Source organism: Paenibacillus sp. FSL R5-0701 (genome assembly GCF_037973995.1).
In the GTDB taxonomy this organism is placed as follows: domain Bacteria; phylum Bacillota; class Bacilli; order Paenibacillales; family Paenibacillaceae; genus Paenibacillus.
Genome location: NZ_CP150230.1, coordinates 4423927 through 4448801, shown reverse-complemented (window position 1 = coordinate 4448801; position 24875 = coordinate 4423927). Strand labels below are relative to the sequence as shown.

Annotated in this window: 28 protein-coding genes; 27 read left to right on the top strand and 1 reads right to left on the bottom strand. The window is 47.0% G+C overall.

What is annotated here, in order from left to right; translation table 11 throughout:
- Positions 1 to 7 precede the first annotated feature (7 nt).
- From plsY to MKZ13_RS19490, 12 genes are all read left to right on the top strand, one after another.
- A complete protein-coding gene (plsY, locus tag MKZ13_RS19545) occupies positions 8 to 631 on the top strand; it encodes a glycerol-3-phosphate 1-O-acyltransferase PlsY (RefSeq protein ID WP_076209908.1) in 624 nt (207 codons plus the stop codon).
- Positions 624 to 1664: an NAD(P)H-dependent glycerol-3-phosphate dehydrogenase gene (locus MKZ13_RS19540; protein ID WP_339177522.1), complete on the top strand. Its 1041-nt coding sequence runs from the start codon at positions 624 to 626 to the stop codon at positions 1662 to 1664. Before plsY ends, MKZ13_RS19540 begins: the two co-directional genes overlap by 8 nt.
- A 103-nt stretch (positions 1665 to 1767) precedes the next feature.
- Positions 1768 to 2043 (top strand): stage VI sporulation protein F, encoded by a 276-nt coding sequence (locus MKZ13_RS19535; protein ID WP_017687687.1) that lies wholly within the window; start codon positions 1768 to 1770, stop codon positions 2041 to 2043.
- Positions 2044 to 2216: 173 nt separating this feature from the next.
- Positions 2217 to 2396 carry a DUF2768 family protein gene (locus MKZ13_RS19530; RefSeq protein WP_017687688.1) on the top strand — a complete coding sequence of 60 codons (180 nt, stop codon included), beginning with the start codon at positions 2217 to 2219 and terminating at the stop codon, positions 2394 to 2396.
- 83 nt (positions 2397 to 2479) lie between these two features.
- A complete protein-coding gene (locus MKZ13_RS19525; RefSeq protein ID WP_339177518.1) occupies positions 2480 to 3097 on the top strand; it encodes a hypothetical protein in 618 nt (205 codons plus the stop codon).
- A gap of 17 nt (positions 3098 to 3114) precedes the next feature.
- Positions 3115 to 3465 (top strand): 2Fe-2S iron-sulfur cluster-binding protein, encoded by a 351-nt coding sequence (locus MKZ13_RS19520; RefSeq protein WP_237175726.1) that lies wholly within the window; start codon positions 3115 to 3117, stop codon positions 3463 to 3465.
- A 46-nt stretch (positions 3466 to 3511) separates the two neighbouring features.
- The gene (locus tag MKZ13_RS19515; protein WP_339177516.1) at positions 3512 to 4291 is read left to right on the top strand and encodes a hypothetical protein; all 780 of its coding nucleotides are present in this window, start codon (positions 3512 to 3514) and stop codon (positions 4289 to 4291) included.
- A gap of 453 nt (positions 4292 to 4744) precedes the next feature.
- Positions 4745 to 6223, top strand: coding sequence for a stage IV sporulation protein A (spoIVA, locus tag MKZ13_RS19510; protein WP_105409092.1), 1479 nt, complete (start codon positions 4745 to 4747; stop codon positions 6221 to 6223).
- Between the two features lie 217 nt (positions 6224 to 6440).
- Positions 6441 to 7538, top strand: a complete 1098-nt coding sequence (locus tag MKZ13_RS19505) for a sugar ABC transporter substrate-binding protein (RefSeq protein ID WP_036672016.1) — start codon at positions 6441 to 6443, stop codon at positions 7536 to 7538.
- 114 nt (positions 7539 to 7652) lie between these two features.
- Entirely contained in the window at positions 7653 to 9170 is a 1518-nt protein-coding gene (locus tag MKZ13_RS19500; RefSeq protein ID WP_237174698.1) for a sugar ABC transporter ATP-binding protein, read from the top strand.
- The gene (locus MKZ13_RS19495) at positions 9167 to 10153 is read left to right on the top strand and encodes an ABC transporter permease (RefSeq protein WP_017687695.1); all 987 of its coding nucleotides are present in this window, start codon (positions 9167 to 9169) and stop codon (positions 10151 to 10153) included. Before MKZ13_RS19500 ends, MKZ13_RS19495 begins: the two co-directional genes overlap by 4 nt.
- Positions 10154 to 10370: 217 nt before the next feature.
- Complete coding sequence (locus MKZ13_RS19490) at positions 10371 to 10643, top strand: HU family DNA-binding protein (protein ID WP_024630670.1); 273 nt, start codon at positions 10371 to 10373, stop codon at positions 10641 to 10643.
- Between the two features lie 66 nt (positions 10644 to 10709).
- Here MKZ13_RS19490 and MKZ13_RS19485 read toward each other — a convergent pair whose 3' ends face one another.
- Positions 10710 to 10871 carry a hypothetical protein gene (locus tag MKZ13_RS19485; protein WP_237174699.1) on the bottom strand — a complete coding sequence of 54 codons (162 nt, stop codon included), beginning with the start codon at positions 10869 to 10871 and terminating at the stop codon, positions 10710 to 10712.
- Positions 10872 to 11018: 147 nt separating this feature from the next.
- On the opposite strand from MKZ13_RS19485, the gene mtrB reads away from it, so the two are divergent.
- The 15 genes from mtrB (at position 11019) to trpC (ending at position 24853) form a co-directional block, all read left to right on the top strand.
- Positions 11019 to 11240, top strand: a complete 222-nt coding sequence (gene mtrB, locus MKZ13_RS19480) for a trp RNA-binding attenuation protein MtrB (protein ID WP_017687697.1) — start codon at positions 11019 to 11021, stop codon at positions 11238 to 11240.
- Positions 11241 to 11361: 121 nt separating this feature from the next.
- Positions 11362 to 11916, top strand: a complete 555-nt coding sequence (locus MKZ13_RS19475; protein ID WP_339177513.1) for a hypothetical protein — start codon at positions 11362 to 11364, stop codon at positions 11914 to 11916.
- Between the two features lie 98 nt (positions 11917 to 12014).
- A complete protein-coding gene (locus MKZ13_RS19470) occupies positions 12015 to 12878 on the top strand; it encodes a heptaprenyl diphosphate synthase component 1 (protein ID WP_076209916.1) in 864 nt (287 codons plus the stop codon).
- Positions 12879 to 12893: 15 nt separating this feature from the next.
- Positions 12894 to 13622, top strand: a complete 729-nt coding sequence (locus MKZ13_RS19465) for a demethylmenaquinone methyltransferase (RefSeq protein ID WP_017687700.1) — start codon at positions 12894 to 12896, stop codon at positions 13620 to 13622.
- A complete protein-coding gene (locus MKZ13_RS19460; protein ID WP_339177509.1) occupies positions 13615 to 14481 on the top strand; it encodes a UbiA-like polyprenyltransferase in 867 nt (288 codons plus the stop codon). Before MKZ13_RS19465 ends, MKZ13_RS19460 begins: the two co-directional genes overlap by 8 nt.
- The gene (locus MKZ13_RS19455; protein ID WP_237174702.1) at positions 14482 to 15102 is read left to right on the top strand and encodes a flavin prenyltransferase UbiX; all 621 of its coding nucleotides are present in this window, start codon (positions 14482 to 14484) and stop codon (positions 15100 to 15102) included.
- 345 nt (positions 15103 to 15447) lie between these two features.
- On the top strand, positions 15448 to 16422 hold the full coding sequence (locus MKZ13_RS19450; protein WP_017687703.1) for a polyprenyl synthetase family protein: 975 nt from the start codon (positions 15448 to 15450) through the stop codon (positions 16420 to 16422).
- Positions 16423 to 16576: 154 nt separating this feature from the next.
- Positions 16577 to 17020 (top strand): nucleoside-diphosphate kinase, encoded by a 444-nt coding sequence (ndk, locus tag MKZ13_RS19445; protein ID WP_017687704.1) that lies wholly within the window; start codon positions 16577 to 16579, stop codon positions 17018 to 17020.
- Between the two features lie 25 nt (positions 17021 to 17045).
- Complete coding sequence (locus MKZ13_RS19440) at positions 17046 to 17840, top strand: protein-glutamate O-methyltransferase CheR (RefSeq protein WP_047843560.1); 795 nt, start codon at positions 17046 to 17048, stop codon at positions 17838 to 17840.
- A 178-nt stretch (positions 17841 to 18018) separates the two neighbouring features.
- Complete coding sequence (gene aroC, locus MKZ13_RS19435; protein WP_339177504.1) at positions 18019 to 19188, top strand: chorismate synthase; 1170 nt, start codon at positions 18019 to 18021, stop codon at positions 19186 to 19188.
- 1 nt (position 19189) lies between these two features.
- A complete protein-coding gene (gene aroB, locus MKZ13_RS19430) occupies positions 19190 to 20284 on the top strand; it encodes a 3-dehydroquinate synthase (RefSeq protein ID WP_127549783.1) in 1095 nt (364 codons plus the stop codon).
- A gap of 5 nt (positions 20285 to 20289) precedes the next feature.
- Positions 20290 to 20667 (top strand): chorismate mutase, encoded by a 378-nt coding sequence (gene aroH / locus MKZ13_RS19425; protein WP_036607677.1) that lies wholly within the window; start codon positions 20290 to 20292, stop codon positions 20665 to 20667.
- 730 nt (positions 20668 to 21397) lie between these two features.
- The gene (gene trpE / locus MKZ13_RS19420) at positions 21398 to 22966 is read left to right on the top strand and encodes an anthranilate synthase component I (RefSeq protein WP_036607674.1); all 1569 of its coding nucleotides are present in this window, start codon (positions 21398 to 21400) and stop codon (positions 22964 to 22966) included.
- A 68-nt stretch (positions 22967 to 23034) separates the two neighbouring features.
- On the top strand, positions 23035 to 24075 hold the full coding sequence (trpD, locus tag MKZ13_RS19415) for an anthranilate phosphoribosyltransferase (protein WP_091034830.1): 1041 nt from the start codon (positions 23035 to 23037) through the stop codon (positions 24073 to 24075).
- Complete coding sequence (gene trpC / locus MKZ13_RS19410) at positions 24065 to 24853, top strand: indole-3-glycerol phosphate synthase TrpC (protein WP_339177499.1); 789 nt, start codon at positions 24065 to 24067, stop codon at positions 24851 to 24853. Before trpD ends, trpC begins: the two co-directional genes overlap by 11 nt.
- Positions 24854 to 24875 lie beyond the last annotated feature (22 nt).

Here is a 24875-nt window from a genome sequence, read left to right as displayed (position 1 = left end):
GAAGTGTGTGATTTTACAAATCGCAGCGATTGTACTGAGTTATCTGCTCGGTTCGATCAGCTTTAGTGTCCTCCTTGCCAAAGCGATACGGGGGATCGATATTCGTCAGCACGGAAGCGGAAACGCGGGAGCTACCAATACATTGCGTATTTTGGGTAAAGGACCGGCAATTGCTGTTCTGTTACTTGACGTACTTAAAGGTGTTGCAGCTGTATGGATTGGAATCTGGCTGAGTGACGGTTCTGCCTGGATTCCTGCACTCAGTGGTATAGCAGCCATTGCAGGACATAACTGGCCGCTTTACTTCCATTTTCGTGGAGGAAAAGGCATTGCCACAGCCATTGGTGTTCTGGTGAGTCTTGCTTTCCTACCTGCGTTATGTGCTGGGGTGATCGCCATTCTGTCTATTGTATTGACACGCTATGTTTCATTGGGGTCTCTGATTTTTGTAGCATTTACACCCATCTTTATCCTGGTATTACCCGGATATTCAATGAATATCTTCTGGGGGAGTCTGATTATTTGTCTGTTTGCGTTCTGGAGACATCGTACCAATATTGCGAAGCTCGCCAAAGGACAGGAAAATAAATTGGGATCGAAAAACCCTGGAGGGGGTAAACGAGTTGTCTAAAAAAGTTGCTGTTCTGGTCGCTGGAAGCTGGGGGACAGCTCTGGCCAGTGTACTCGCCGCCAATCAGTTGGACGTGATGATGTGGACACGTGGTGAAGACCAGGCTAACGAAATCAATAACAAACACACCAATACTCGCTATCTTCCGGATGCGGAGCTTTCACCACGAATTCAAGCAACAACTGATATGGAAGCTGCGGTGGAAGGCGCTATAGCTGTGTTAATTGTTGCGCCTTCATCAGCCATGCGTGCAGTTACGAACCAGCTTAAGGCTTATTACAAGCCTGAGATGTTAGTCATTCATGCAACCAAAGGTTTCGAGACAGAAAGCCTCAAACGGATATCCACAGTCATTTCAGAAGAGCTTGAATGTGAAGAAGGACGTGTTGTTGTTCTTTCTGGCCCAAGCCATGCGGAAGAAGTGGTGAAGCGTTGTCCAACGACAGTGGTTGTAGCTTCTCTGGATAAGTCATCTGCCGAGTCTGCCCAAGCTTTGTTTATGAATGCCTATTTCCGGGTTTACACGAATCGGGACATGATTGGTGTTGAGCTTGCAGGCGCATTCAAAAATATCATTGCTCTTGGTGCAGGCATGTCTGATGGTCTGCAATTTGGTGATAATGCCAAAGCCGCTTTGCTAACACGCGGTCTGGCAGAAATCACACGTATTGGTGTTGAGATGGGAGCAAATCCGCTAACGTTTTCGGGACTTGCCGGAATCGGGGATCTGGTTGTAACGGCTACAAGTCAGCACAGTCGGAACTGGAGAGCAGGTTCCATGTTGGGCCAGGGACAGAAGCTGGATGATGTACTGAAGTCCATGGGCATGGTGGTAGAAGGCATTCGAACTACGCAAGCTGCCTATTTCATCTCACAAAAATACGGTGTACAAATGCCAATTGCGGATCAGTTATATCACGTTTTATTCCAGGAGAGACAGCCGCGTGATGCGGTTGAAGCCTTGATGGGGCGTGACCCGAAGACTGAAATGGAAGTCATGAAGCTTGAAACCTGGGAGCAGTGGCATTCCTGATTGTAATCAGCCTAAACGTACCTTATGAAATAAGAAGCTTATTCACCTTTTCTGTAGCAGACTCATACTATACACATGAGTATTGCCGGAGGAGGGGAGACGAATGGGTAACAACATTTCCAAAGATGCACTGAATGCAATCAACAAGAAAACGGGTAAAACGATAACGGAAGGTGCCGTTAAGAAATTGGCGAGCACGGTGAAACCAACGACGATTCAGAATGAAGCTCAGTTGCGCCAATTGATCAAACAAGTATCCGCCATGGCGAAAGTTCCGGTATCTGAGGATACAGTTAAGGATATTGTGAGTGCGGTCAAGAAAAGCGGATTGAATCCGAGCAGTATGGAATCGTTAATGAAAATGATGATGAAAAAATAATAGATCACACCTGCTTGTGCAGGTGATCCAGTAAGACAAAAAGACGAGTCGGCTTCTGCCGGCTTGCTTTTTTGTCTTTTTTTTGGAAAGTTGAGCTGAATTTCATGTTATAATGGTTGCAATTGTCACAGTGTCAGTGATGAATATCGGACTGAAGGGGAGACTGCTGGATTATGAGCGCAATGGACAAGATGTGGCTGTCATTGGTGGCCATCCTCATTATGGGACTATCTGTATTCCTGATTACGTTTGCTCGTGCCAAAACAAAAGGTATTGTACGGGGGATTCTTTCTCTAATTGCATTTTTGATTATGCTGATTGGCTTTTTCGGTGGAATCGCTTCTCTGACCTGATTTCCCATGCCTGAAAGATAACATCCGCATAAGCACATCATAAGAACTGACACAATGAACACGGATGAGGGGAGTGTGAGCCTATGAGGCCGCATGATACGGAGGGGCGGACAGAGCGTTATCCGGAATTACACGCGGCTTTGCTGGAAACGGCCAAAGCCTGGAACACACAGCCGCAGACATGGTTACTTGGAGGAAGTTGTGGGTTGCTGCTTCAAGGGGTGGAGTTGCAACAGGCTCCGAGAGATATTGATATCTATGCGGATGTTGCTGCTGCTAAAGAACTTCACCGTAGCGCTCCGGGGAAAATGCTTGACGAGCCTACAGTGGACAAGACAGGACCGTATGCTTCTCTGCTGAGCCACTATCAGGTGGGTGAATGTGCGTTGGAACTGGTTGGTGGTTTCGAAATATGGGCTCGAAAAAGTTGGTACCGTATCGAGATTGAACATGTACTTGCTCCGCATGCACCAGTAGCACAAGTGGGTTCATATACCCTGCGACTGATGCCGCTTGCGCATGAGCTGTTGTTTAATCTGCTGCGAGGTCGTGAAGATCGTTATGTCCCCATTGCGAAACAGATGCGTGAGCAGCCAGATGCACATCAACCTATAATGATGCTTTTAAGTCAACAGAATGTATGGACAAGCCGCTTCAGAGCCGAAGTGGAAGAGCTTGTTGGCTTTACATGGCCCCAGTAGGTTGAGGGAGGAAAATGATGGACTATAAAGTTACTTTTTTACCTATGAACAAATCGATAGCGCTCAAACCAGGGGTGACACTTCTGCATGCAGCACGACGTGCTGGAGTCCAGATTACGACCCGATGTGATGGTAAAGCGGCTTGCCTGATGTGCAAAGTGAACGTAGATGAAGAACATCGGGCGGAACTGTATCCACCAACAGATGCAGAAAAGCGCAAGCTGGGTTCTCTGTTGGAAGCAGGTACACGACTGTCCTGTCAGGCCAAGGTGTGTGGAACTCTATCGGTTCATGTTCCAGAGGACCCGCTGAAGGCAGCCATTCGGAAACAACTGGAACGTCAACAACAGGAAGACGACTGGTTCTGAGCGTTATGAAATGGATTCTCTAATGAGTTATTCAAGGAGGACACGAATGATTAGGAACAAGCCAAAATGTGTGGAAGGAAGCGGACGGCAGCGTCTGAGACATCAGACGGTCGGTCTGCTGTTATTCCTGTTGTTTGCTTTTACAGCAAGTGGTTGTATGTATCCATCCCAGAGCAATTCGGACCCTAAGATAGCGTATCGGGAAAGCGTGAGCCGTATCCAGAGTGCGGTCGAGGCATTCCAGCAAGATGAGGGGATTTTGCCAATCATCAATGCAGATATGGATACGCCAAAATATGAAAAGTTCAGAGTGGATCTGCCCAAGTTGAAACAACTGGGGTATCTGGATGAAATACCGGGGACTGCTTTTGAAAGCGGTGGGAGCGCTTACTTCCTTATTCAGGACGAAGAAGTGAATCCGACCGTTAAAGTGATGGACCTTCTGACCGTACAGAAAGTAAACGATGTGCAACGAATGGTTAATCAATATAAGTCTGTACATAACAATAAGCTGCCAAGCGGGGAAGAACTGTATCCGGGGTTATATGCTGTGGATATGGAGCTGGCTGCTCAGGCAGGTACTCCTTCCATTACGCTGAATAGTGTATATTCAGGTCAGGCGTTACCTTTTATGATGGATGACGAAGGCAAGGTCTATGTGGATTACGCTTTTGATATTATGCAGGCAGTGGACAAGTCTGACGTGTCTCCAGCAGAGACTGAAGATGTTCGGGATTTGCTGGTGGAACACTCCTACTTCGTACCTGTAAAATCCGTTTTCTACGCATGGCAAAATAATGCGCCGGTTGCCCAGCCAATAAAATAAGCATGATTGCAATTCAAATGGTTTAGCTGTATGACGACCATGCCTCTAATGGTTCAAAAAGAGATATTCCAAATAAGGGATATCTCTTTTTTCTTTGTCAGTATGAGCAATAACCGTCATAAAAGCTTCACGGATCACATAAAGTAGATTGAAATAAAGACGCGCAGTCCGAGATCGGGGGATTCTCCTAATGTCATCACCATAAGATAAAAAAACAAAAATACGCGTCATATTGCCGCATACGGATACATAAGATGATACTAGTCCAATTGCATGTACGAGTTAACGCCGCTCTCGCCGGTTTCATCAGAATGCAACGTTCGGCGGCGGACGACTTCCGGGCACTCACAAAGGCGGCTCTACCGTTGCAGGGATTTCAGTCTTCTGATTGAAAAAACGAAGCGGATGCTCTTTAGCATTTTTCCTTCGGAGTAATTTAGGGAGGGGATTTCATTGGAGAAAGTGGACATTTTTAAGGACATAGCTGAGCGGACCGGAGGGGATATTTATCTCGGGGTTGTCGGCGCAGTCCGGACGGGAAAATCAACATTTATTAAACGATTCATGGAAACCATCGTGTTGCCAAACATCACTAACGAGGCTGACCGTGCTCGAGCGGTGGATGAACTTCCACAGAGTGCAGCAGGTAAAACCATCATGACTACCGAACCAAAATTCGTACCAAATAACGCAGTCCAGATCAAGGTGGCAGAAGGACTCGATGTCAATGTGCGTCTTGTGGATTGTGTAGGTTACGCGGTGGAAGGAGCCAAGGGATACGAGGATGAGAATGGTCCACGCATGATCTCCACGCCTTGGTTCGAGGAACCAATTCCATTCCAGGAAGCCGCCGAGATTGGTACTCGCAAAGTCATTCAGGAGCATTCTACACTGGGTGTTGTGGTAACAACAGACGGCACAATCGCCGAAATTGCCCGCAGTTCCTATGTGGAATCTGAAGAACGGGTCATTGCGGAATTAAAAGAAGTGGGTAAACCGTTTGTCCTGGTCATCAACTCCACTCGTCCTCGCAGTGAAGAAGCCCTGCAATTGCGGAGTGAGCTTGCTGCCAAGTACGACATTCCGGTGATGACACTCAGTGCAGCGACCATGACGGAAGATGATGTGACGGGTGTACTTCGTGAAGTGCTCTATGAGTTCCCTGTGCATGAAGTGAATGTAAACTTGCCAAGCTGGGTTATGGTGCTCAACGAGACTCACTGGCTGCGGAGCAACTACGAAAATTCCGTACGGGATACCGTCAAGGATATTCGCAGACTTCGTGACGTGGATCGGGTTGTCGCACAGTTCATGGAATATGAATTCATTGATCGCGCAGGTCTGAGTGGCATGAATATGGGGCAGGGTGTAGCCGAAATTGACCTGTATGCGCCGGATGAACTGTATGATCAGATTCTCGTGGAAGTGGTTGGCATCGAGATTCGCGGTAAGGATCATCTGCTGCAATTGATGCAGGAATTCTCGCATGCGAAGAGAGAATATGACCGCTTTGCAGAAGCGCTGGAGATGGTCAAAACGACCGGATACGGCATTGCTGCTCCATCTCTTGCCGAGATGGCTCTGGATGAACCTGAGCTCATTCGTCAGGGCACCAAATTTGGCGTACGGCTGAAAGCAACGGCACCGTCCATTCACATGATCCGGGTTGATGTGGAATCGGAGTTCGCTCCAATCATCGGCACAGAGAAGCAGAGTGAGGAACTGGTGAGATACCTGATGCAGGACTTCGAGAACGATCCGATCAAGGTATGGGATTCAGACATGTTCGGTCGTTCCCTGCACTCCATTGTGCGAGAAGGGATTCAGGGCAAGATTGCCATGATGCCGGATAATGCAAGGTACAAATTGCAAGAGACGCTGGGAAGAATCATTAACGAAGGTTCGGGCGGCTTGATCGCCATCATTCTGTAAAACATCAAAAGACCGTAAGGGGGCATCCCCTCGCGGTCTTTTTTATGTGATTTCTTTATTTTGGATGAAATGGATAGGAAGAATAGTACTTTCGAAAAAACTTAGCGAGTTTTAGCTTTAAATTGCTAAAACCCATTTACATACTAGGGATTAGCCGTTATATTAATATTCAACTATTGTGATCGAGATCACAGAGAGTGGACAGGGGGATACAGAGATGAAAAGAAAAGAGACAAAATGGGTATGGTTGAGTGTGTTATTAGTATTTACATTGGCGTTGTCCGCTTGCGGAATCAAGAAAGAACCGGCAGCCACTCCGGCTTCGGGTGCATCAGATGATACACCAAAAACGGAAGCAGTTACAGGCCCTCTAAGTGGCAAACGGATCGCACTTATTATGGAATTCAATACAGGTACTTTCTCGCAGCAATATGTACAGGGTGTAAAAGAAGAAATCGAAAAATTCGGTGGAGAACTGACAACGTTTGTTGCCGATAATGACAAAGCAAAGATGGTATCCTTGCTTGATAGCGCTATTAACCAGAAATTTGATGCCATTCTCACAGATCACGGTGATTCCCTATTAGAGCCAGGTGTGAAGAAGGCAGTAGAACAGAATATTCCAGTGGTCGTGTTTGACGCAGCTATTAGTGTTCCGGGAGCTACAGTCCTGTCGCAGGATGATCAGAAGATGGCTGAACTGACGCTGGAGCAAATGAAAAAAGATATCAATGGACAAGGCAATATTGTCAAAGTATGGGTAGCTGGTTTCGCACCGATGGAACGCCGTCAGATCGCATACGGTGAATTCATGAAAGCAAATCCGGACATCAAGGAAATAGCGACATTCGGTTCTGCACAGAACCCGGCGCTGGATACTCAAGCCAAAATGGAAGCTATTCTCAAGCAATATCCAAAAGGTGAGATTACAGCTGTATGGACTGCATGGGATGAGTTCGCCAAAGGTGCAGCGCGTGCGATTCAACAAGCTGGACGTGATGAGATCAAAGTGTATGGTATCGATATGAGTGACGAGGACCTGCAAATGATTCAGGACCCGAAAAATCCTTGGGTTGCTTCTGCTGCTGTTGATCCAACGGATATTGGACGCGTCCAGGTACGTTATGCTTATCAAAAACTGAACGGGGACGAGACGGAAGATGCAGTTGTTCTTAACCCGGTCTATGTTCAACGTGAAGCTCTTCCAGATAAACAAATCTCCACTTCGGAGCTGTCAGAGTTCGTTGAAGGTTGGGGTGGCAGCACACAAGGAATCAAGGACTGGATGAGCGAATACGGAATTACTGCTAAATAAGCAGCGTATGGGAAGCGCGCCGCAAGGCGCGCTTTTTCAAACATAAATGAAGATATGTGTGGTCTGGATGAAAAAAGGGATGCTCCCGGAAGGGAACGATTGGAGGTTAACATCATGAGCACTGCACCGATTCTGCTTCAAATGGAACATATCCACAAGCAGTTTTCAGGTATTCCTGCACTGAAGGATGTGGATTTCTCTGTAAAAGGTGGGGAGATTCATGCGCTGTTGGGTGCCAATGGTGCCGGTAAGAGCACGTTAATGAAAATTTTGTCCGGTGCCTATCCATTGGATCAGGGTACGATTCAGTTGAGTGGACAAGCGCTACATTTAAGTTCTCCAGGAGACGCAAAGGCAAGTGGGATTCACTGTGTCTATCAGGAAGTGGATGCAGCACTGGTGCCACAGCTGACGGCTGCGGAGAACATTATGTTGGATCAGTTGGCTTCATCTGCCGGGGGTTGGTGGAAAAGTCCACGAAAACTGCAACAGCGTGCGGTTGAGGCGTTGAAGCAATTAGGAGCAGACATATCCGTTCACCAAAAAGTGGCCGATCTGACACTTGCAGAAAAACAGATGATTTTGCTGGCACGGATTTTGATCCAGGATGCCAAAGTCATCATTTTTGATGAACCTACCGCACCGCTGAGCCAGGAAGAGACGGATGCATTTTTCCGGATTGTTCATCTCCTGAAGGATCGGGGCGTAGCTTGTATTTTCATTACCCATCGTCTTGCTGAAGTGACGGGTCACTGTGATCGCGTTACGGTTATGAGAGATGGGCAGCATGTATTTACCGGTGAAGCAAAGGGTCTGACGATCAACGATTTGGTTACACAGATGCTGGGCAAACCATTCGAAGAAGAGTTTCCGAAGACGGAAGCGCCCGTGGGGGAGCTGTTGTTAGAGGCACGTGGGCTTCGTCGTGGAGTGAAAGTCAAAGGTGTTGACCTCTCTGTACGCCGAGGTGAAGTCCTAGCTGTGGTAGGTCTGGTAGGCGCGGGTAAAACGGAAAGCTCTCGTTTGCTGATTGGTGCAGATCGGCTGGAGGGAGGCGAGATCCGGCTTAATAACCGTAATCTCCGCCTGTCTCAGCCTGCGGATGCGGCGGCTCTGGGGATTGTTTCGGTACCCGAGGAGCGACGTAAACAAGGAATCCTGATTCAGGAGAACGTGGAACGGAATTTAAGTCTACCTTTGCTAAGCCGTCTTAGTACATTGGGTTTTGTAAGCCGCAAGCGGGAACGACTGAATGCAGAGTCATTGGTGAAACAGCTTGGAATTAAAACATCGTCCGTGAAACAGGAAGTGAAATATCTAAGTGGTGGTAATCAGCAGAAGGTAGCCATTGGTAAATGGCTTAATGCGGATGCGGATGTATTTATATTTGATGAGCCAACCAAAGGTGTAGATATAGGGGCGAAAAGCGACATTTTCCGCATCATCAATGAACTGGCTTTGGCGGGCAAGGGTGTAATCTATTTCACCTGTGAACTGGATGAAGGCATGGGAATTGGCGACCGAATCGCTGTCATGTGCGAGGGTGTTATCGTAAAAGAGTTCAAACGAGGCGAGACTAACCAAGAACAGCTGCTATACTATGCAAGCGGTGGACAAGAGGTGCAATCATGAAGGATAAATCACTGGATTTTGCGTTCCGTTACGGGGCGATTATTGTCATCATAGGTGTTATCGCATTTTTCGGTATTAAATTGCCTTATTTCTTTACGTACAGTAACTTGACCGATATTTTGGGCTCGATCTCGATCGTTACGTTTGTAGCGATCGGTGTTACGTTATCTCTCATTGTTGATGGATTTGATCTCTCGGTTGGGGCGACTGTCTCATTAACTACCGTCGTTACGGCTTCATTAATGATCTGGTATCAGCAACCGCTCGCAATCGTCATTATCGTGCCATTGATTATCGGAGCTGTTATTGGTTTACTGAACGCTTTGCTGATCGTAAAATTGCGTATTCCGGATTTGCTCGCAACCCTTGCCACGATGTACATCATCGGAGGTATTCACAAAACGTATGCACAGGGATATACCATTTACAATCACATGCAGTTCCCTGATGGAAGCAAAGCTGCGGGAGAGATGGACCCGACATTTCTGCTAATAGGGCAGGGCAAATGGCTTGGTATGCCGATATCGGTTATCATGCTACTTATTGCGGTAATAGGTGTGCATATCTTTTTGACGTATACGAAATATGGTCGCCAGATGTACATTACCGGTGGTAATGAGGAAGCTGCACGGTTGTCTGGAATCAAGGTGAAAAAGGTGCGTACACTCGCCTATGTAGCCGCTGGAGTGTTTGCAGCAATCGGGGGTATTATCTATGCTTCCAAAGTAGGATCTGGGCAAATTGATGCGGGATCTCCGTTGTTAATGGAATCCGTAGCTGCAGTATTTGTCGGTTTCTCTGTGTTTGGTGCGGGTAAACCAAATGTCATCGGAACCTTCATTGGTTCGGTTCTGATTGGTGTACTTGTGAATGGTTTAACGATGATGAACGTACAGTATTTCACACATGATATTGTAAAAGGTGGGGTTCTCGTGCTTGCCCTGGCGGTTACATTTTACGTCTTAAACCGCAACCGGACTTGAAATTGTGGGCTGTCTGTATTAGTATGAAATTTGTTCGGCGTCTGAAATGCCCGTGGTTTCAGACGACATTCTGCCGAAAATGACTGTTGACCGCAGGCGGAGATTTGTGTTCAGCGCTCAAGATGTACGTAGATTTTTTGCGTATGAACGTATATTTCGCTATAAAACGGAAACACAGTATAACATTCAGGACATTGATACAGGAGGTGAAAAACAAATGAACAAATCAGACTTGATTACACACGTATCTGAAGCGACTGAATTGTCCAAGAAAGATGTAACGAAAGCGGTTGATGCCGTATTCGAAGCAATCTCTGAGGCTCTTCAAAGCGGAGATAAAGTACAATTGGTTGGTTTTGGGAACTTCGAAGTTCGCGAGCGCTCTGCACGTAAAGGACGCAACCCGCAAACAGGTGAAGAAATCGAAATTCCTGCGAGCAAAATTCCTGCATTCAAACCAGGTAAAGCGCTCAAAGACGGAATTAAATAAGATTTCTACATATTCCATATGTCGACAAAAAGACCGTGACTTGTTCACGGCCTTTTCTTTTGCCCTTTAACGATGATTCTTGCGGCTATCCGAGTGCTCAGGATTCTCCGGTTGCCCGGTATAAGCAACCAGAATCAGTTCTTCACCAGCAGCTGCAGACAGATGCTGTTCGATTTCTTTTAACTGATGAATATGCTCGTCTGTAAGTGCGGCAGGGGTGTACTTCATCCAGATTCTCCTTTCTGAGGCTGTATAACTGTAGTATGACCCGAGGGTAGCCGATTCTTACGGTTCATTCGAATAAGGCGCAGGTTGACAAATGAAACAATCTTTATCATCATTAACGCTATCGAACGAAAGAAGGGGACATGCGTGATGGATCATCCAACCGGCAATGATTATATTGTAATTAAGGCAGAGGAAAATGGTGTCCAGGTGATCGGATTAACCCGAGGTCAGGATACACGTTTTCACCACACCGAGAAATTGGACAAGGGTGAAGTGATGTTTGCCCAATTTACCACCCATACTTCAGCTATTAAAATCCGGGGCAAAGCCACGCTGATTACCAAGCATGGACAGATTGAATCGGAGTAATGTACAGATTGAATATATTCAAATGAAGATTGCAGGCATAGCCTGCTTTTTTTCATTGTACAATGAGGTATGAGCCTTTACCGGACAGACTACACTAACAGGTAAAGGCAGGGAGGCGTATATGAAACCGCGGATGATTGTTACTGCTTCAATGCTGGCAACGGTTGCGGCGGTCTTTCTGCTTGTTGCGATACAAACCTTACATATGCGTACATGGGGTGGGGACAACGTACAGCCTGCCTCTGCAGCACATCATCCAGTTCAGCTAACGAATGACAATCTGGTTGATGTGCTAAGTTCCATGCAACTATCAACGCCCATTGCAAGAGTGGAATGGAAACAGTCCATTTTGACGCTGGACCTCAAAGTTAAAGGAACGGGTACAAGTTACACTGAAATCTATGAGAACATGGCAGCTGTGGCGGATCTGGGCTTTCGGAGCCTGGATAACGTGGATCAGGTGCTGCTGCGTGTGATGGCAGAAGATGAATGGATGCATAAACGACATCTGTTGCTTGCTGCTGATATTCGGCGTGGAGAGTGGCCTCTGTATGCGATTGAAACATTACGGAACTGGAAAAGTGCGGCCTTTTCAGATGAATTGAAGGACTGGTTTCATTTGATGGAGACCGAACTCTGGAAGAAGCAATTCGAAATGACAAGTCAGGGGGAATAGAATAGCAGGATTCAGTGCGTGCCCGTTCAACATATGCTATAATATATAAGATTGTAGTGCAGAAATGGTTTAACAATGTTAAGGCTCGGAGGCTGAGAATGAATTCATATCGCGTACCCCAACTAGCAAAGAAATATACGGATTACGACATGATTCGACAACATACGGAAATCCCATCATTTCCGGATAGCCGGGCACGTCTGTTGCAGGTATTTGTGGGCCGCACAGACGAAAAGGTGCATCAGGAGTTATATGCTCTTGCAACTTCGCTCGTTCAGTTGGCCATGGATACGCATGATCGAATCGATACCATTTCCGGTGAGCGGAGAGAGCAGGAGATGCGTTCACGCCAGTTGAATGTACTCGCCGGGGATTATTTAAGTAGCCGTTTTTATCAATTGCTTGCCCAAGCGGGCAGAATTGAAATGATTGGCAAACTCAGTGGTGCTGTATCCGGAGTGAACGCACGCAAGATGACGCTGTATGAACGGATGAAGAAGCTTCTCGTTTCGGCTGATGAATACTTGCGTGAAACGGTACAGCTGAGGATGCAGCTGTTTCTTTCATTTACAGGCATGATTCAACATAACGAAGAGTCATTATGGAACAGCCTGCTGACTGAATTCAGCTCCTGCGAAACGATCGTGGAAGAACTGAAGCGGATGAATGACGCAAAACAATATCTTCATAGCTATGCATACTGGCACATATACGAGCATGGTAATGACGATGAACGCAATGTGTTGCGTCAGTCTGAACCGGATGCACGTGCATGGAACGCTATGGTGCTGAAGCATAGGGTTGGCGAGGTTTTGCTGGACAAGCTTCGCGAGTGTACACACCGCATTCAACTGTTGTTGCAAGACGAGGAAGGGCGGATGGGTTTGCATGAGATACATGCAATTCTAGAGCCTTACCTGGCATATTTGCAGCCTTCACATGCGGCAGTAAGGGAAGATTGAGGGGGAGACAGACGAATGGGGAGCGGAGAGACCAAACCGAAAGAAGAATATGTCCATTCGGTTTTTCAGAGTATAGCCGGAAAATATGATGTCATGAATGATATTCTAAGTTTCCGCAGGCATAAGGCTTGGCGTAAATTCACCATGAAAAAGATGAATATGTCCAAAGGCGATACCGGTCTTGATTTGTGCTGCGGCACATGTGACTGGACGCTTGCTATGGCAGAGGCAAGTGAAACGGGGCACATGCACGGACTTGATTTCAGTAGCAACATGCTGGAGGTCGGCCAGACAAAGATCAATGCGGTGCAGCGTCAAAAGCAGATTACCCTGACACAGGGAAATGCCATGTCACTTCCTTATGAAGACAATTCATTTGATTATGTGACGATCGGGTTCGGGCTGCGTAATGTACCTGATCTCAGACAAGTGTTGTCTGAAATGAAACGTGTGGTCAAACCGGGCGGTATGGTTGTGTGCCTGGAATTGTCCAAGCCAACATGGCAGCCGTTCAAAGGCATTTATTATTTTTATTTTGAGAAGGTTTTACCGAATCTTGCCAAAGTGTTTGCTAAAAGTTTTGAGCAGTACAAATGGCTGCCGGACTCACTGGCCATTTTTCCGGGAAGGCAGGAACTGGCAGACATCTTTGCAGAAACTGGATTACAACAAGTGCAGGCCTACCCTCTGACCGGAGGTATAGCGGCACTGCATATTGGAACCAAGGAGAATCAGCATGTTTAGGAAAATTCGCATCTTTTTAGAAATGATCAAGATTGAACACACGCTTTTTGCTTTACCTTTTGCATTTATGGGGGCCATTCTCGGCTCTATGGTAGTGAATGATACCTTCCCAAGCTGGATGCAGATCATGTGGGTATTGCTTGCGATGGTCGGCGCACGTAGTGCGGCTTTTGGTTTGAACCGAATTATTGACCAAGCGATTGATGGCAAAAACCCGCGTACCGCGATGAGAGCCATCCCGGCAGGACTGTTGAAAAATGGGGAAGTTGTTATATTTGTCATTATCTCATTTATATTGTTATTCTGGGCCTCATCCAATCTTAATGTATTATCGATGCAGCTGTTGCCTATTGCTGTGTTTATGTTAGTACTGTATTCGTACACCAAACGATTCACATGGTTATGCCACATTGTTCTCGGAATGACGATTGGTTTGGCACCACTTGGTGGCTGGGTAGCTGTAACAGGAACGATGGATTGGACAGCGATTGTGCTGTACGTTACGATTGTGTTCTGGACAGCGGGTTTTGATATTATCTATGCATGTCAGGATCTGGATTTCGATCAGGGAGAGGGGCTTCACTCCATACCTTCCCGTTTTGGCCTGGTTAAATCCTTGCAGATCGCTAAGTTCTTCCATGTGATTACTGCAATTGGTTTTCTTGCGATATTATTGATGACAGATCTGAGCTGGTGGTATGGAGCAGGCATGTTGGTAACGTATGGAATTCTGTTCTATCAACACTATATTGTATCGCCTAATGATATGAGCCGTGTTCAAACGGCGTTTTTTACCATGAACAGTTTGCTTAGTTTAATCGTATTTACGTTCACTCTGATTGATCTGGCGGTGAAATAAATGGTACAGCAGCCGGACAATAAACGACTGGTTGTCGGAATTACCGGAGCGAGTGGCAGCATATATGGCATTCGATTAATTGAAACGCTGCTTGATTTGGAATATACCATTCATCTGGTCATATCCAATGCAGGGTGGCGTGTATTGAAAGAAGAATTGGACTGGGATGTGACGAATCGGGACGCGGTGCTGGAAGAAAAATTCGGCAACCGTGCCGGTTCTCTGATCTATCATCCTGTGAGTGATATAGGGGCCTCCATTGCAAGTGGTTCTTATCTGGCAGACGGCATGATTATCATGCCATGTTCGATGGGAACTCTTTCGTCCATCGCGCAGGGATCATCGGATAATCTGATGTCTCGCGCAGCCGATGTTATGATGAAAGAGGGAAGAACATTGATCCTCGTACCACGTGAGACACCTCTTCATGCAATCCATCTGGAGAACATGCTGAAGCTTTCTCGGCTTGGTGTACGAATGATACCGGCTATGCCTGCTTTTTATTACAAACCTCAGACTATGGATGAGTTGATTCTGTTTTTGGTGGGAAAAGTGCTGGATAGCTTGCGCATCCCACATCAACTGTTTACAAGATGGGGAGAACCGGATGAACGGGGATAACGACTGAGTTCGATACAAGGCTGTTTTTTTTGCCAAAGTGTTGCTCGGTTTATTTGTCCCCCGAATCCCGGGGTATTGGTGAGTGCTGATGGTGAGTCTTCATGAACCACAGTCTTGACCCATGCTCCGGCAACTTCTGTATTTTGTTTCAGAACAAGTCGCAGAGTTTAATTTCCGGTTGTCGGCTATGACATTCGGAGAAGAAAAACAAGTTAGATTACCTTATAGCAAAACACAAGCAAGAACGGTAAGCCGGGTTTTTCGTAATGCCTGCAGGCCCGACTTGCTGGAGGGGAAGGTAAGCATGAATTTATGGACTGACAATACGCTGATACGGGTGAACGAATGAAACTATTGGATATTTTCGGGTTGTTAAAAAAGGACATGGATTACATTGAGAAAGAATTGTATCGCAGTGTTCGAGGAGAACAGAAGCTGCTGAGTGAAACGTCACTTCATTTGCTCAAAGCAGGAGGAAAACGGTTACGGCCCGTTTTTGTGTTACTTGGCGGGAAATTTGGTACATACGACATTGAACGTCTGAAGCTGGTTGCGGTTCCGCTGGAGCTCATTCATTCGGCATCCCTCGTTCACGATGATGTTATTGATAATGCGGAGACACGCCGAGGCAAACCTACGGTGAAGTCAAAATGGGATAATCGGATTGCCATGTACACTGGAGACTATATCTACGGTAAGGCACTTGAAATGACTGCCGGATTATCCGATCCAGCTATTCATCGTATCCTTGCCAAAGCCATGGTACAGATGTCCATTGGTGAGATGGAGCAAATTCGCGACTTTTTCAATACGGGACAAAGTGTTCGTAACTATCTGCTGCGGATTCGCCGCAAAACAGCACTTTTGATTGCGGTTAGCTGTCAGTTAGGGGCATTGGCTACACGTGCGCCTGAGCATGTATCTTCCCTGCTGTATACGTACGGATACAATGTGGGGATGGCTTTCCAGATTCAAGATGATGTACTTGATCTGGTAGGTACTGAGAAACAACTTGGCAAGCCACCTGGCAGTGACATGAAGCAAGGGAATATCACTCTTCCTGTACTTTATGCCTTGGAAGAATCCGATCTGCGGGAACCTTTGCTTAAGGAGATTTCCCGTGTCCAGCATGAAGAAGGACGGGCAAGTGCATCGGATGCAATTGGAATGATTCGCCAAAGTCAAGGAATTGCTAAAGCAGAAGCCCTTGCTGACCGATATATGAAGAAAGCGCTCGATGCTCTCGATCAGCTACCTAACATCAAGACGACCAAAAACCTGCGTGATATCGCTCATTTTGTGGTTAAACGTACGCATTAAACTTTGTATGACCTTCAACTCTCGGATTGCTCACACCCAAAGATGAACAGAACTGTGATATTCCTCATTGGGAGGATTTGGACATGTATGTTACAATCAGAGGGATTGCGTTTACATAGTGATTAACTTTGAACCGTGAGTGAGGAGTGAGCTGATGGATCGTACATTTTTGATGGTGAAGCCGGATGGTGTGCAGCGTGGATTGATCGGTCGAATTATTAGCCGTCTGGAAGACAAAGGATTTAAGTTGGTGGCAGGCAAATTGGTGCAGATGTCTGAGGATCAGGCAAAACGCCATTATGCTGAACATGAGGGCAAACCATTTTTCGATGATTTGGTTCGTTTTATCACATCTGGGCCTGTATTTGCCATGGTGTGGGAAGGCGACGATATTGTGGCGCTTGCGCGCATCGTCATCGGAAAAACCAATGTGAAGGAAGCAGCTCCGGGTACCATTCGCGGAGACTTCGCCAGCCACACACCACATAATCTGATTCATGGGGCAGATTCACCAGAAAGTGCTTCCCGTGAAGCAGCAAATTTCTTTGCTTCAGATGAACTGGTGGTATACGACAAGAGCATCGCAGCCTGGTTGTAATTATTAGCCAAAAGGGTGATACACGATGCTGGAGCAAGAACAACTACTAGACCCGGATTACACCGGATTCATTCGTAAAATCAAAGAGAGCACAGGCATTGATCTTGCTCAATACAAGGAAGGCCAGATGAAAAGAAGGCTGACCACACTTCGCAACAAAAACGGGTTTCATACATTTTCTAACTTTTTTGAAGCTATGCAGAAAGATAAATCATTGTTCTACGAGTTCCTTGATCGTATGACGATTAACGTGTCGGAATTCTGGCGTAATCCCAATCGTTGGGAAGTGCTGCGGGACGAGATTCTGCCTGAGCTGTTGGGTTCCAAGCGTCGTGCTAAAGTTTGGAGTGCAGCCTGTTCAACAGGTGAAGAACCTTATACACTCGCCATGATTCTGGACACGATGGGTATTTTGAAGGACAGCTCCATTACGGCAAGTGATCTGGATGAAGGTGCATTGGCCAAAGCCAAGGAAGGGCGTTATATGGAACGCTCGCTTAAGGATGTGCCAAAGGAAACGGCGAACCGTTACTTCAAGCAGGATGGCTTGGTATACCGTATTGATGAGCAACTCAAAAATTCGATCAAGTTCATGAAACAAAATTTGCTGGTGGACCGTTTTGACGATGGGTACGATCTGATTGTGTGCCGAAATGTCATGATCTATTTTACCGAGGAAGCCAAAAACCTGTTGTACCACAAATTTGCAGCAAGTTTGCGTCCAGGCGGTATTTTGTTTGTGGGCAGTACGGAGCAGATCTTCTCCCCGGGACAATATGGTCTGGAGACAGCAGAGACATTCTTCTATCGGAAAAAATAATGATAATGGTTGTTCAGCCGTCTGAAGCACATGTACATGTGTTCAGGCGGTTATTTGTATACCAAGTACAAGAAAGAGCCGACTTTCTTGTCAAAGACGGTCAGCTATACTATAATAAGCAAAGAAATTATGGGATTTTAGCAATGTGAAGTTTAACAGTTTAAAGGGGGAACGTATTATGAGTTTACGCTATTTAACCGCAGGGGAGACGCACGGACCCCAATTGACCGCTATTATTGAAGGATTGCCAAGTAATTTGACGATTGACTTTGAAGAACTGAATTTCCAGCTTCACCGCCGCCAAAAGGGATATGGCCGTGGACGCCGGATGCAGATCGAGAAGGATCAGGCGAATTTCGTTGGTGGTATCCGTCACGGATATACAACAGGTGCTCCGGTAGCGCTGGTTGTTCAAAATAACGACTGGAAACATTGGCAGAATATTATGAATATTGAGCCGGTTGAAGGCAGTGACGAGGAGAAACGTCGCGTTCACCGTCCTCGTCCCGGACACGCTGATCTGAACGGTGGACTCAAGTATAATCTCAAAGACTTGCGTAACGTACTGGAGCGCTCCAGTGCACGTGAGACAACGGTACGTGTGGCATGTGGTGCCATTGCACGTCAATTCCTGGCTGAATTCGGAATCAAGGTAGCTGGACGTGTACTTCGCATTGGAGAGATCGAAGCTCCGTATCAGGACCTTCCGATTGATGAACTGATCGCGGTGACAGAAGCTTCCTCTGTACGTGTTACGGATGCTGAGACAGAGAAGAAGATGGAAGCCTACATCGACCAGATTAAACAAGAAGGCGATTCCATCGGAGGAATAGTGGAATGTATCGTTGAAGGGGTACCTATTGGTCTCGGTAGTTATGTTCAATACGATCGCAAGCTGGATGCACGAATCGCTCAAGGCGTAATGTCCATTAATGCATTCAAAGGTGTAGAGATTGGTATCGGATTCGAAGCCGGAGTCATTCGGGGATCACAGGTGCATGATGAAATCATGCATACGGACGAGCGCGGCTACCACCGGGCAACCAACCGTCTGGGTGGATTCGAAGGTGGTATGACGAACGGTATGCCAGTCGTTGTACGTGGTGTGATGAAGCCGATCCCAACGTTGTATAAGCCACTGCAAAGTGTTGATATTGATACAAAAGAAGCATTTACGGCTCAGGTTGAGCGCTCGGACGCTTGTGCTGTACCCGCAGCGAGTGTGGTTATGGAGCATGTTGTAGCGTGGGAAATTGCCAAAGCATTCCTGGAGAAATTCGGCGGGGATTCCATGGAAGAGATCCGTGCCAATGTTGCAAGTTATAACGCTCAACTGGAGAATTACTAATATGCGTCAGCTGACGGTACAGTTGGAGGAACGCTCATATCCGATTCTGATTGGTAGTGGCCTATTGGCACAAGCCCCTCAATATTTTGAGCAATATGGCTTGACCAAAAAAAGTCCGTTACTCATCATTACAGATGAAAATGTGGCTCCCAAATACTTGTCAGGTTTGGAGCAAACGCTGCGTACGGCTGGTTATACAGTCGTATCGGCGGTTGTGCCCTCTGGTGAAACATCGAAATCCCTTTCGGTGTACCAGGATATGATGACCGTTGCGATCGAAGGCAAACTGGATCGGAGTTCTGCGATTCTGGCCCTAGGTGGTGGGGTCGTAGGTGATCTGGCTGGCTTTGTTGCCGCTACATATATGCGTGGAATCAAGTTTGTTCAAGTACCTACAACGATTTTGGCGCATGACAGCAGTGTGGGCGGTAAAGTAGCTGTCAATCATCCGCTGGCCAAAAATATGATCGGTGCGTTCCACCAGCCAGAGCTAGTGCTCTATGATGTGGACACACTTCAATCCTTGCCACCACGAGATGTATCGGCAGGGTTGTCAGAGATGCTGAAGCACGGACTGATCCGTGATGAGGCTTTTGCACATTGGTGTGAGGAACATGCGGAAGAACTGCTTGCGCTTAATCCGGAAGCATTGGGATACGGCTTGGAGCGTGGTTGTGGTATTAAAGCAGAGATTGTATCCAGAGACGAACGTGAAAATGGAGAACGTGCGTTATTGAACTTGGGACATACGATTGGTCATGCCATTGAAGCGATTGCCGGTTATGGAGAATTCCTGCACGGAGAAGCGATCTCGATCGGTATGGCTGGATCAGCATTGCTTGGTGAGAAGCTTGGTGCGCCAGCAGGGCTCTATGAAGATACGGTCCGCATGCTGCGTTCGCTTCGCCTTCCAACAACGATGCCTGCGCATCTCGACACGGATGCATTAATGGAAGCGATGATGCATGACAAAAAGTTCCGTGAAGGTCATATGGTGTTTATCATTCCTGATCGGATTGGGGCTGCAAGAATTGTGAAGGACGTACCTGTGTCGGCAGTTCGGGACGTCATTGAAACGCTCAGGAAGGGAGAATGACAGCAATGGTCACACGGGGAATTCGCGGGGCTACAACAGTCACGCAGAACAACGAAGAACAGATTTTGAAGGAAACGGCTGTATTGTTGCAGGAGATCGTGGATCGCAATGAGATCCAACCGGAAGATATCTGCAGTGTGTGGATTACGTTAACTGGGGATCTGGATGCTGCATTCCCGGCAAAAGCTATTCGCCAACTGGATGGCTGGGAACTTGTACCACTAATGTGTGCACTGGAGGTTCCTGTTAAAGGTGCCTTGGCGCAGTGCATTCGTTTCATGGTGCATGTGAATACAAACAAAGCTCAGAATGAAATCAACCATGTGTATCTGAACGGTGCACAGGCATTACGTCCGGATTTGGCAACACCTTCTGGCTCTTAAGTAGTGGGTTGTCAAACCGATCATAATGATGTATAGTGATAACCAGTTGAGTAGAGTAGAGATTGAGCTGAGAGCAGCTGAGCTAGTGGAGTATATAGCAGAGTCCAGTGGGTGGTAACCGGGGCAACAGAAACCGGTCAACTGATTCACGGTACGTCGTGCTACGGAATAGGTAACAGGAACAGGGAAAACAAACGTGTCATAAGACACCTTTTGTTTTGATATATTTTGGTACAAACACAATCAATGCACTCTCCTATATTTTACGAAATATTGGAATGAGTAGTTGACGTGTTATAACTGATATATTTTCCCGAATTGGATGATGTGAGATGCATCAATTCAGCCACCTGTGAATAATCCGACAGCGAAGTATAGGGACTTGTTATTTATGAAGCATCACCCTGTTAAATACAGCTTATAACCAAACCTCTACCTGATGGTAGAGGTTTTTTTTGTACATTGAGTTGTTTCTTCTCCCCCTATAAGTTCAACTAAACTTTTACACAAAAACGAAGAGAACAGAAATAACGTGAAGAAGCGAAGCGTTCGCCTAAAAGCTTTCTGAAAGAAAGCTACATCGGAAGCATACGCTATCCCCGGATTTTCCCTTTAGAAAGGGAATCAAAAAATCTGGGGATAACAGCGATCGGAAGGTTGTTCTGTCATTGGAGTGCTCAGTGTAAACCTCTTTAGTTGAACTTACCTAAATCTGAAAGGACGTGATCTGATGATAACGCCAAACGTTAATCAAGTACTGAAAATGTCGAATGAGTATAATCTGATTCCGGTAGTCAAACGGATTCTGGCAGATATGGAGACTCCGATCCGAATATTCCGCCGTTATGCTGACAACGACCGGGCATTCCTGTTGGAAAGTGTAGAGGGCGGTATCCAATGGGCGAGATACTCGTTCATCGGTACAGATCCGTTCCTGATGATTTCGGCCAAGAAGGGTCGGATCGTTGTAGAAGAAGCAGGGAAAACCCGTGAATTGCCAGGCAAACCGATTGAAGAACTGAAAGCACTGCTGCGTAAGTATCGCAGTCCCAAAGATGATGAACTGCCACCATTCACAGGTGGGGCAATTGGGTTCTTCGGATATGATCTGCTCTCCTATTATGAGAAGCTTCCAGCTCACGCGCTGGATGACCTGAATATGGATGACATTCGTTTTATGTTCTGTGACCAGATTATCGTGTTTGACCATGTGAAGCAGCAGATGTTGCTCGTTGGTAATGTACACGTCAAGGACGGTGCAACGGATGACGAAATACGTCAAGCGTATGCAGTGACTTCGGAGAAGCTGGAGCAGGCCGCAGAACGTTTGCAGCAGCAAGGACCAGGGGAGAACCTGAATCCGCGTTCTATTCCGGGAGACGTGGAACTGGGGGATATTCGCTCCAACCTCACGAAGGAGCAATTTATCGGTAATGTGGAGCAAGCCAAAGATTACATTCGCGCAGGTGATATTTTTCAAGTGGTATTATCCCAGCGTTTCCACATTGATACGGAAGTATCTCCGCTTCACGTGTATCGTGTGCTTCGGACCCTGAATCCGTCACCTTATATGTACTACCTCAAAATGGATGATGAGATTATCGTGGGTACATCGCCTGAAGCGCTGGTCAAGGTGGACGGGAATCGTGTGGAGACACGACCGATTGCAGGTACACGTCCAAGAGGGGCAACAGAAGCGGAAGATCGTGCACTCGCTGCTGATCTGCTCCAGGATGAAAAGGAACGCGCGGAGCATCTGATGCTGGTTGATCTGGGGCGTAACGATCTGGGCCGGGTATCCAGCTTCGGAAGTGTGAAGTGTGACATGTTCATGGAGATTGAACGGTATTCTCACGTTATGCACATGGTATCCAACGTTACGGGCGAGCTTAGAGAAGACAAGGATTTCTTCGATGCGTTTCTCTCATGCTTGCCAGCGGGTACCGTATCCGGAGCACCGAAACTGCGTGCAATGGAAATTATCGCGGAACTGGAGAAAGAGGCACGGGGTGCTTATGCAGGAGCAATCGGATACCTCGGATTCTCGGGTAACATGGACTCCTGTATTACGATTCGTACGATTATTTTCAAAAAAGGAAAAGCTTATGTACAGGCCGGAGCGGGAATCGTATGGGATTCTGTACCTGAGAATGAATATGAGGAAACGGTTAACAAAGCTAAAGCGTTGCTCAAAGCGATTCGAACAGCAGAAGCAATGTTTCCTGCCAAAGAAAAGGACAGCACGTTGAGACTGGCGAATGCAGACTACTTTGTCACACCAGCGGCCGCTAAAAACTGAGAGAGGAGAGACCGGAGATGAACATAAACCCAATAATGAATGAGAACCCTGTAACCCCCATTGCTGAAATTACTCGTGAGGAAGGCATGAAGAATGGCCTGGCGAAGATTTTGGAGGGCAGCCATCTGGAGCAAGCCGAAGCAAGAGATTTGATGTACTCGATTATGAGAGGTGAGGCAACGCCGGCTCAAATCGGAGGTTTGCTGATGGCGCTACGGATGAAGGGGGAAACGGTGGATGAGATCACTGGTTTTGCTGAAGCCATGCGTGGTCAGGGCGGACGGATTCTAACGGATGGCAGCGGCTTGCTGGACACGTGTGGAACAGGTGGATCGGGTATTCACAAATTCAACATTTCCACAGCATCCGCCATCATTGCTTCGGCCGTCTCGGTTCGGGTCGCCAAACATGGCAACCGTTCAGCTTCAGGCAAAGCGGGTAGTGCAGATGTATTAGAGGCACTCGGTGTAAATATCCATCTGAACGGTGAGCAGGCCAGACAATGTCTGGATGATATCGGAATCTGCTTCTGTTTTGCCCAAGTATATCACCCTTCCATGCGACATGCGGCAGGACCAAGAAAAGAGCTGGGTGTTCGTACCATTTTCAACATGCTCGGACCTTTAACGAATCCTGCGGGAGCAGATCGCCAATTGCTTGGCCTGTATGATCGTTCCCGGACGCCGATGATTGCTGAAGTACTGAATCGTCTTGGTCTCAAAAGAGCGTTGGTCGTGGCCAGCCATGATGGTCTGGATGAAATCAGTATCTCGGCACCGACTCAGGTATCTGAACTTCGCAATGGTGAAGTGCACACCTACGATATTGATCCACGTGATATGGGTTTGTCTCTGCATCCGCTCGAAGCGGTGCTTGGAGGAGATGCGGCACAGAATGCCGAAATTATTAAGAGGATCTTCCAGGGTGAGCAGAGTGCCTACCGCGATGTCGTTCTGTTGAACGCCGGAGCGTGCATCTATGTATCCGGTCTTGCAGATAGCATTGCTGAAGGGGTGACACTTGCCGCAGAAGCGGTAGATTCGGGCAAAGCTGCCGGGAAGCTTGAACAGTTAATTCATACAACGGAGGCGTACAGTCATGTATCTTGATCGAATCGTTGCAACCAAACATAAAGAAGTTGAAGTTCTTGCACAGACATTTCGCATGGATGAAGCTATCCAACAAATCGAACAACTACCCGCAACTCGGGGGTTTGAAAAAGCATTATCAAGCAGACGCAATCGCAAACTCGGCCTTATTGCTGAAGTGAAGAAGGCTTCGCCATCCAAAGGGTTAATTCGTCCGGATTTTCATCCGGTAGAGATTGCTGCTGCTTATGAGCGAGCGGGTGCAGACTGCATCTCCGTATTAACAGATGTGTCGTATTTTCAAGGCAGCAACGAGTACTTGCAGGCTATCCATCAAGCAGTGAACATTCCGCTATTGCGCAAGGATTTTATTATAGATGAACGACAGATTGCCGAGGCCAGATTACTGGGTGCGGATGCGATACTGCTGATTGCCAGCATTCTGACACCTGAACAGATTCGTCAATATCTGGAATTCGCCAAAAGTTTGGGGCTGGATGCCTTGATTGAAGTCCACGATCGAACAGAACTGGAGCAGGTATTGGAGATTCCGCAGGCAACACTTGTGGGCATCAATAATCGTAATTTGAAAACATTCGAAACCAGTCTGAACACGACACTGGATTTGATGGAATTGATTCCAAGTGGCGTTACCTTGATTAGCGAAAGTGGTATTGACGGACCAGAATCAACAGTACCTCTGATTCAGGCCGGTGTTCATGGTATTCTCGTAGGTGAGCATCTCATGCGCAAGGATGATGTCGAGGCGGCTGTAACTGATCTGATGGGACCCAAATGATGAATACTTCCATACACGATGG

Bases quoted from the DNA above. Each gene is read 5' to 3' on its own strand.
- MKZ13_RS19535 (WP_017687687.1), top strand. From the start codon at position 1,768: ATGGGTAACAACATTTCCAAAGATGCACTGAATGCAATCAACAAGAAA.
- MKZ13_RS19530 (WP_017687688.1), top strand. From the start codon at position 2,217: ATGAGCGCAATGGACAAGATGTGGCTGTCATTGGTGGCCATCCTCATT.
- MKZ13_RS19525 (WP_339177518.1), top strand. From the start codon at position 2,480: ATGAGGCCGCATGATACGGAGGGGCGGACAGAGCGTTATCCGGAATTA.
- MKZ13_RS19520 (WP_237175726.1), top strand. From the start codon at position 3,115: ATGGACTATAAAGTTACTTTTTTACCTATGAACAAATCGATAGCGCTC.
- MKZ13_RS19515 (WP_339177516.1), top strand. From the start codon at position 3,512: ATGATTAGGAACAAGCCAAAATGTGTGGAAGGAAGCGGACGGCAGCGT.
- MKZ13_RS19505 (WP_036672016.1), top strand. From the start codon at position 6,441: ATGAAAAGAAAAGAGACAAAATGGGTATGGTTGAGTGTGTTATTAGTA.
- MKZ13_RS19500 (WP_237174698.1), top strand. From the start codon at position 7,653: ATGAGCACTGCACCGATTCTGCTTCAAATGGAACATATCCACAAGCAG.
- MKZ13_RS19495 (WP_017687695.1), top strand. From the start codon at position 9,167: ATGAAGGATAAATCACTGGATTTTGCGTTCCGTTACGGGGCGATTATT.
- MKZ13_RS19490 (WP_024630670.1), top strand. From the start codon at position 10,371: ATGAACAAATCAGACTTGATTACACACGTATCTGAAGCGACTGAATTG.
- MKZ13_RS19485 (WP_237174699.1), bottom strand. From the start codon at position 10,871: ATGAAGTACACCCCTGCCGCACTTACAGACGAGCATATTCATCAGTTA.
- mtrB (WP_017687697.1), top strand. From the start codon at position 11,019: ATGGATCATCCAACCGGCAATGATTATATTGTAATTAAGGCAGAGGAA.
- MKZ13_RS19475 (WP_339177513.1), top strand. From the start codon at position 11,362: ATGAAACCGCGGATGATTGTTACTGCTTCAATGCTGGCAACGGTTGCG.
- MKZ13_RS19470 (WP_076209916.1), top strand. From the start codon at position 12,015: ATGAATTCATATCGCGTACCCCAACTAGCAAAGAAATATACGGATTAC.
- MKZ13_RS19465 (WP_017687700.1), top strand. From the start codon at position 12,894: ATGGGGAGCGGAGAGACCAAACCGAAAGAAGAATATGTCCATTCGGTT.
- MKZ13_RS19460 (WP_339177509.1), top strand. From the start codon at position 13,615: ATGTTTAGGAAAATTCGCATCTTTTTAGAAATGATCAAGATTGAACAC.
- MKZ13_RS19455 (WP_237174702.1), top strand. From the start codon at position 14,482: ATGGTACAGCAGCCGGACAATAAACGACTGGTTGTCGGAATTACCGGA.
- MKZ13_RS19450 (WP_017687703.1), top strand. From the start codon at position 15,448: ATGAAACTATTGGATATTTTCGGGTTGTTAAAAAAGGACATGGATTAC.
- ndk (WP_017687704.1), top strand. From the start codon at position 16,577: ATGGATCGTACATTTTTGATGGTGAAGCCGGATGGTGTGCAGCGTGGA.
- MKZ13_RS19440 (WP_047843560.1), top strand. From the start codon at position 17,046: ATGCTGGAGCAAGAACAACTACTAGACCCGGATTACACCGGATTCATT.
- aroC (WP_339177504.1), top strand. From the start codon at position 18,019: ATGAGTTTACGCTATTTAACCGCAGGGGAGACGCACGGACCCCAATTG.
- aroB (WP_127549783.1), top strand. From the start codon at position 19,190: ATGCGTCAGCTGACGGTACAGTTGGAGGAACGCTCATATCCGATTCTG.
- aroH (WP_036607677.1), top strand. From the start codon at position 20,290: ATGGTCACACGGGGAATTCGCGGGGCTACAACAGTCACGCAGAACAAC.
- trpE (WP_036607674.1), top strand. From the start codon at position 21,398: ATGATAACGCCAAACGTTAATCAAGTACTGAAAATGTCGAATGAGTAT.
- trpC (WP_339177499.1), top strand. From the start codon at position 24,065: ATGTATCTTGATCGAATCGTTGCAACCAAACATAAAGAAGTTGAAGTT.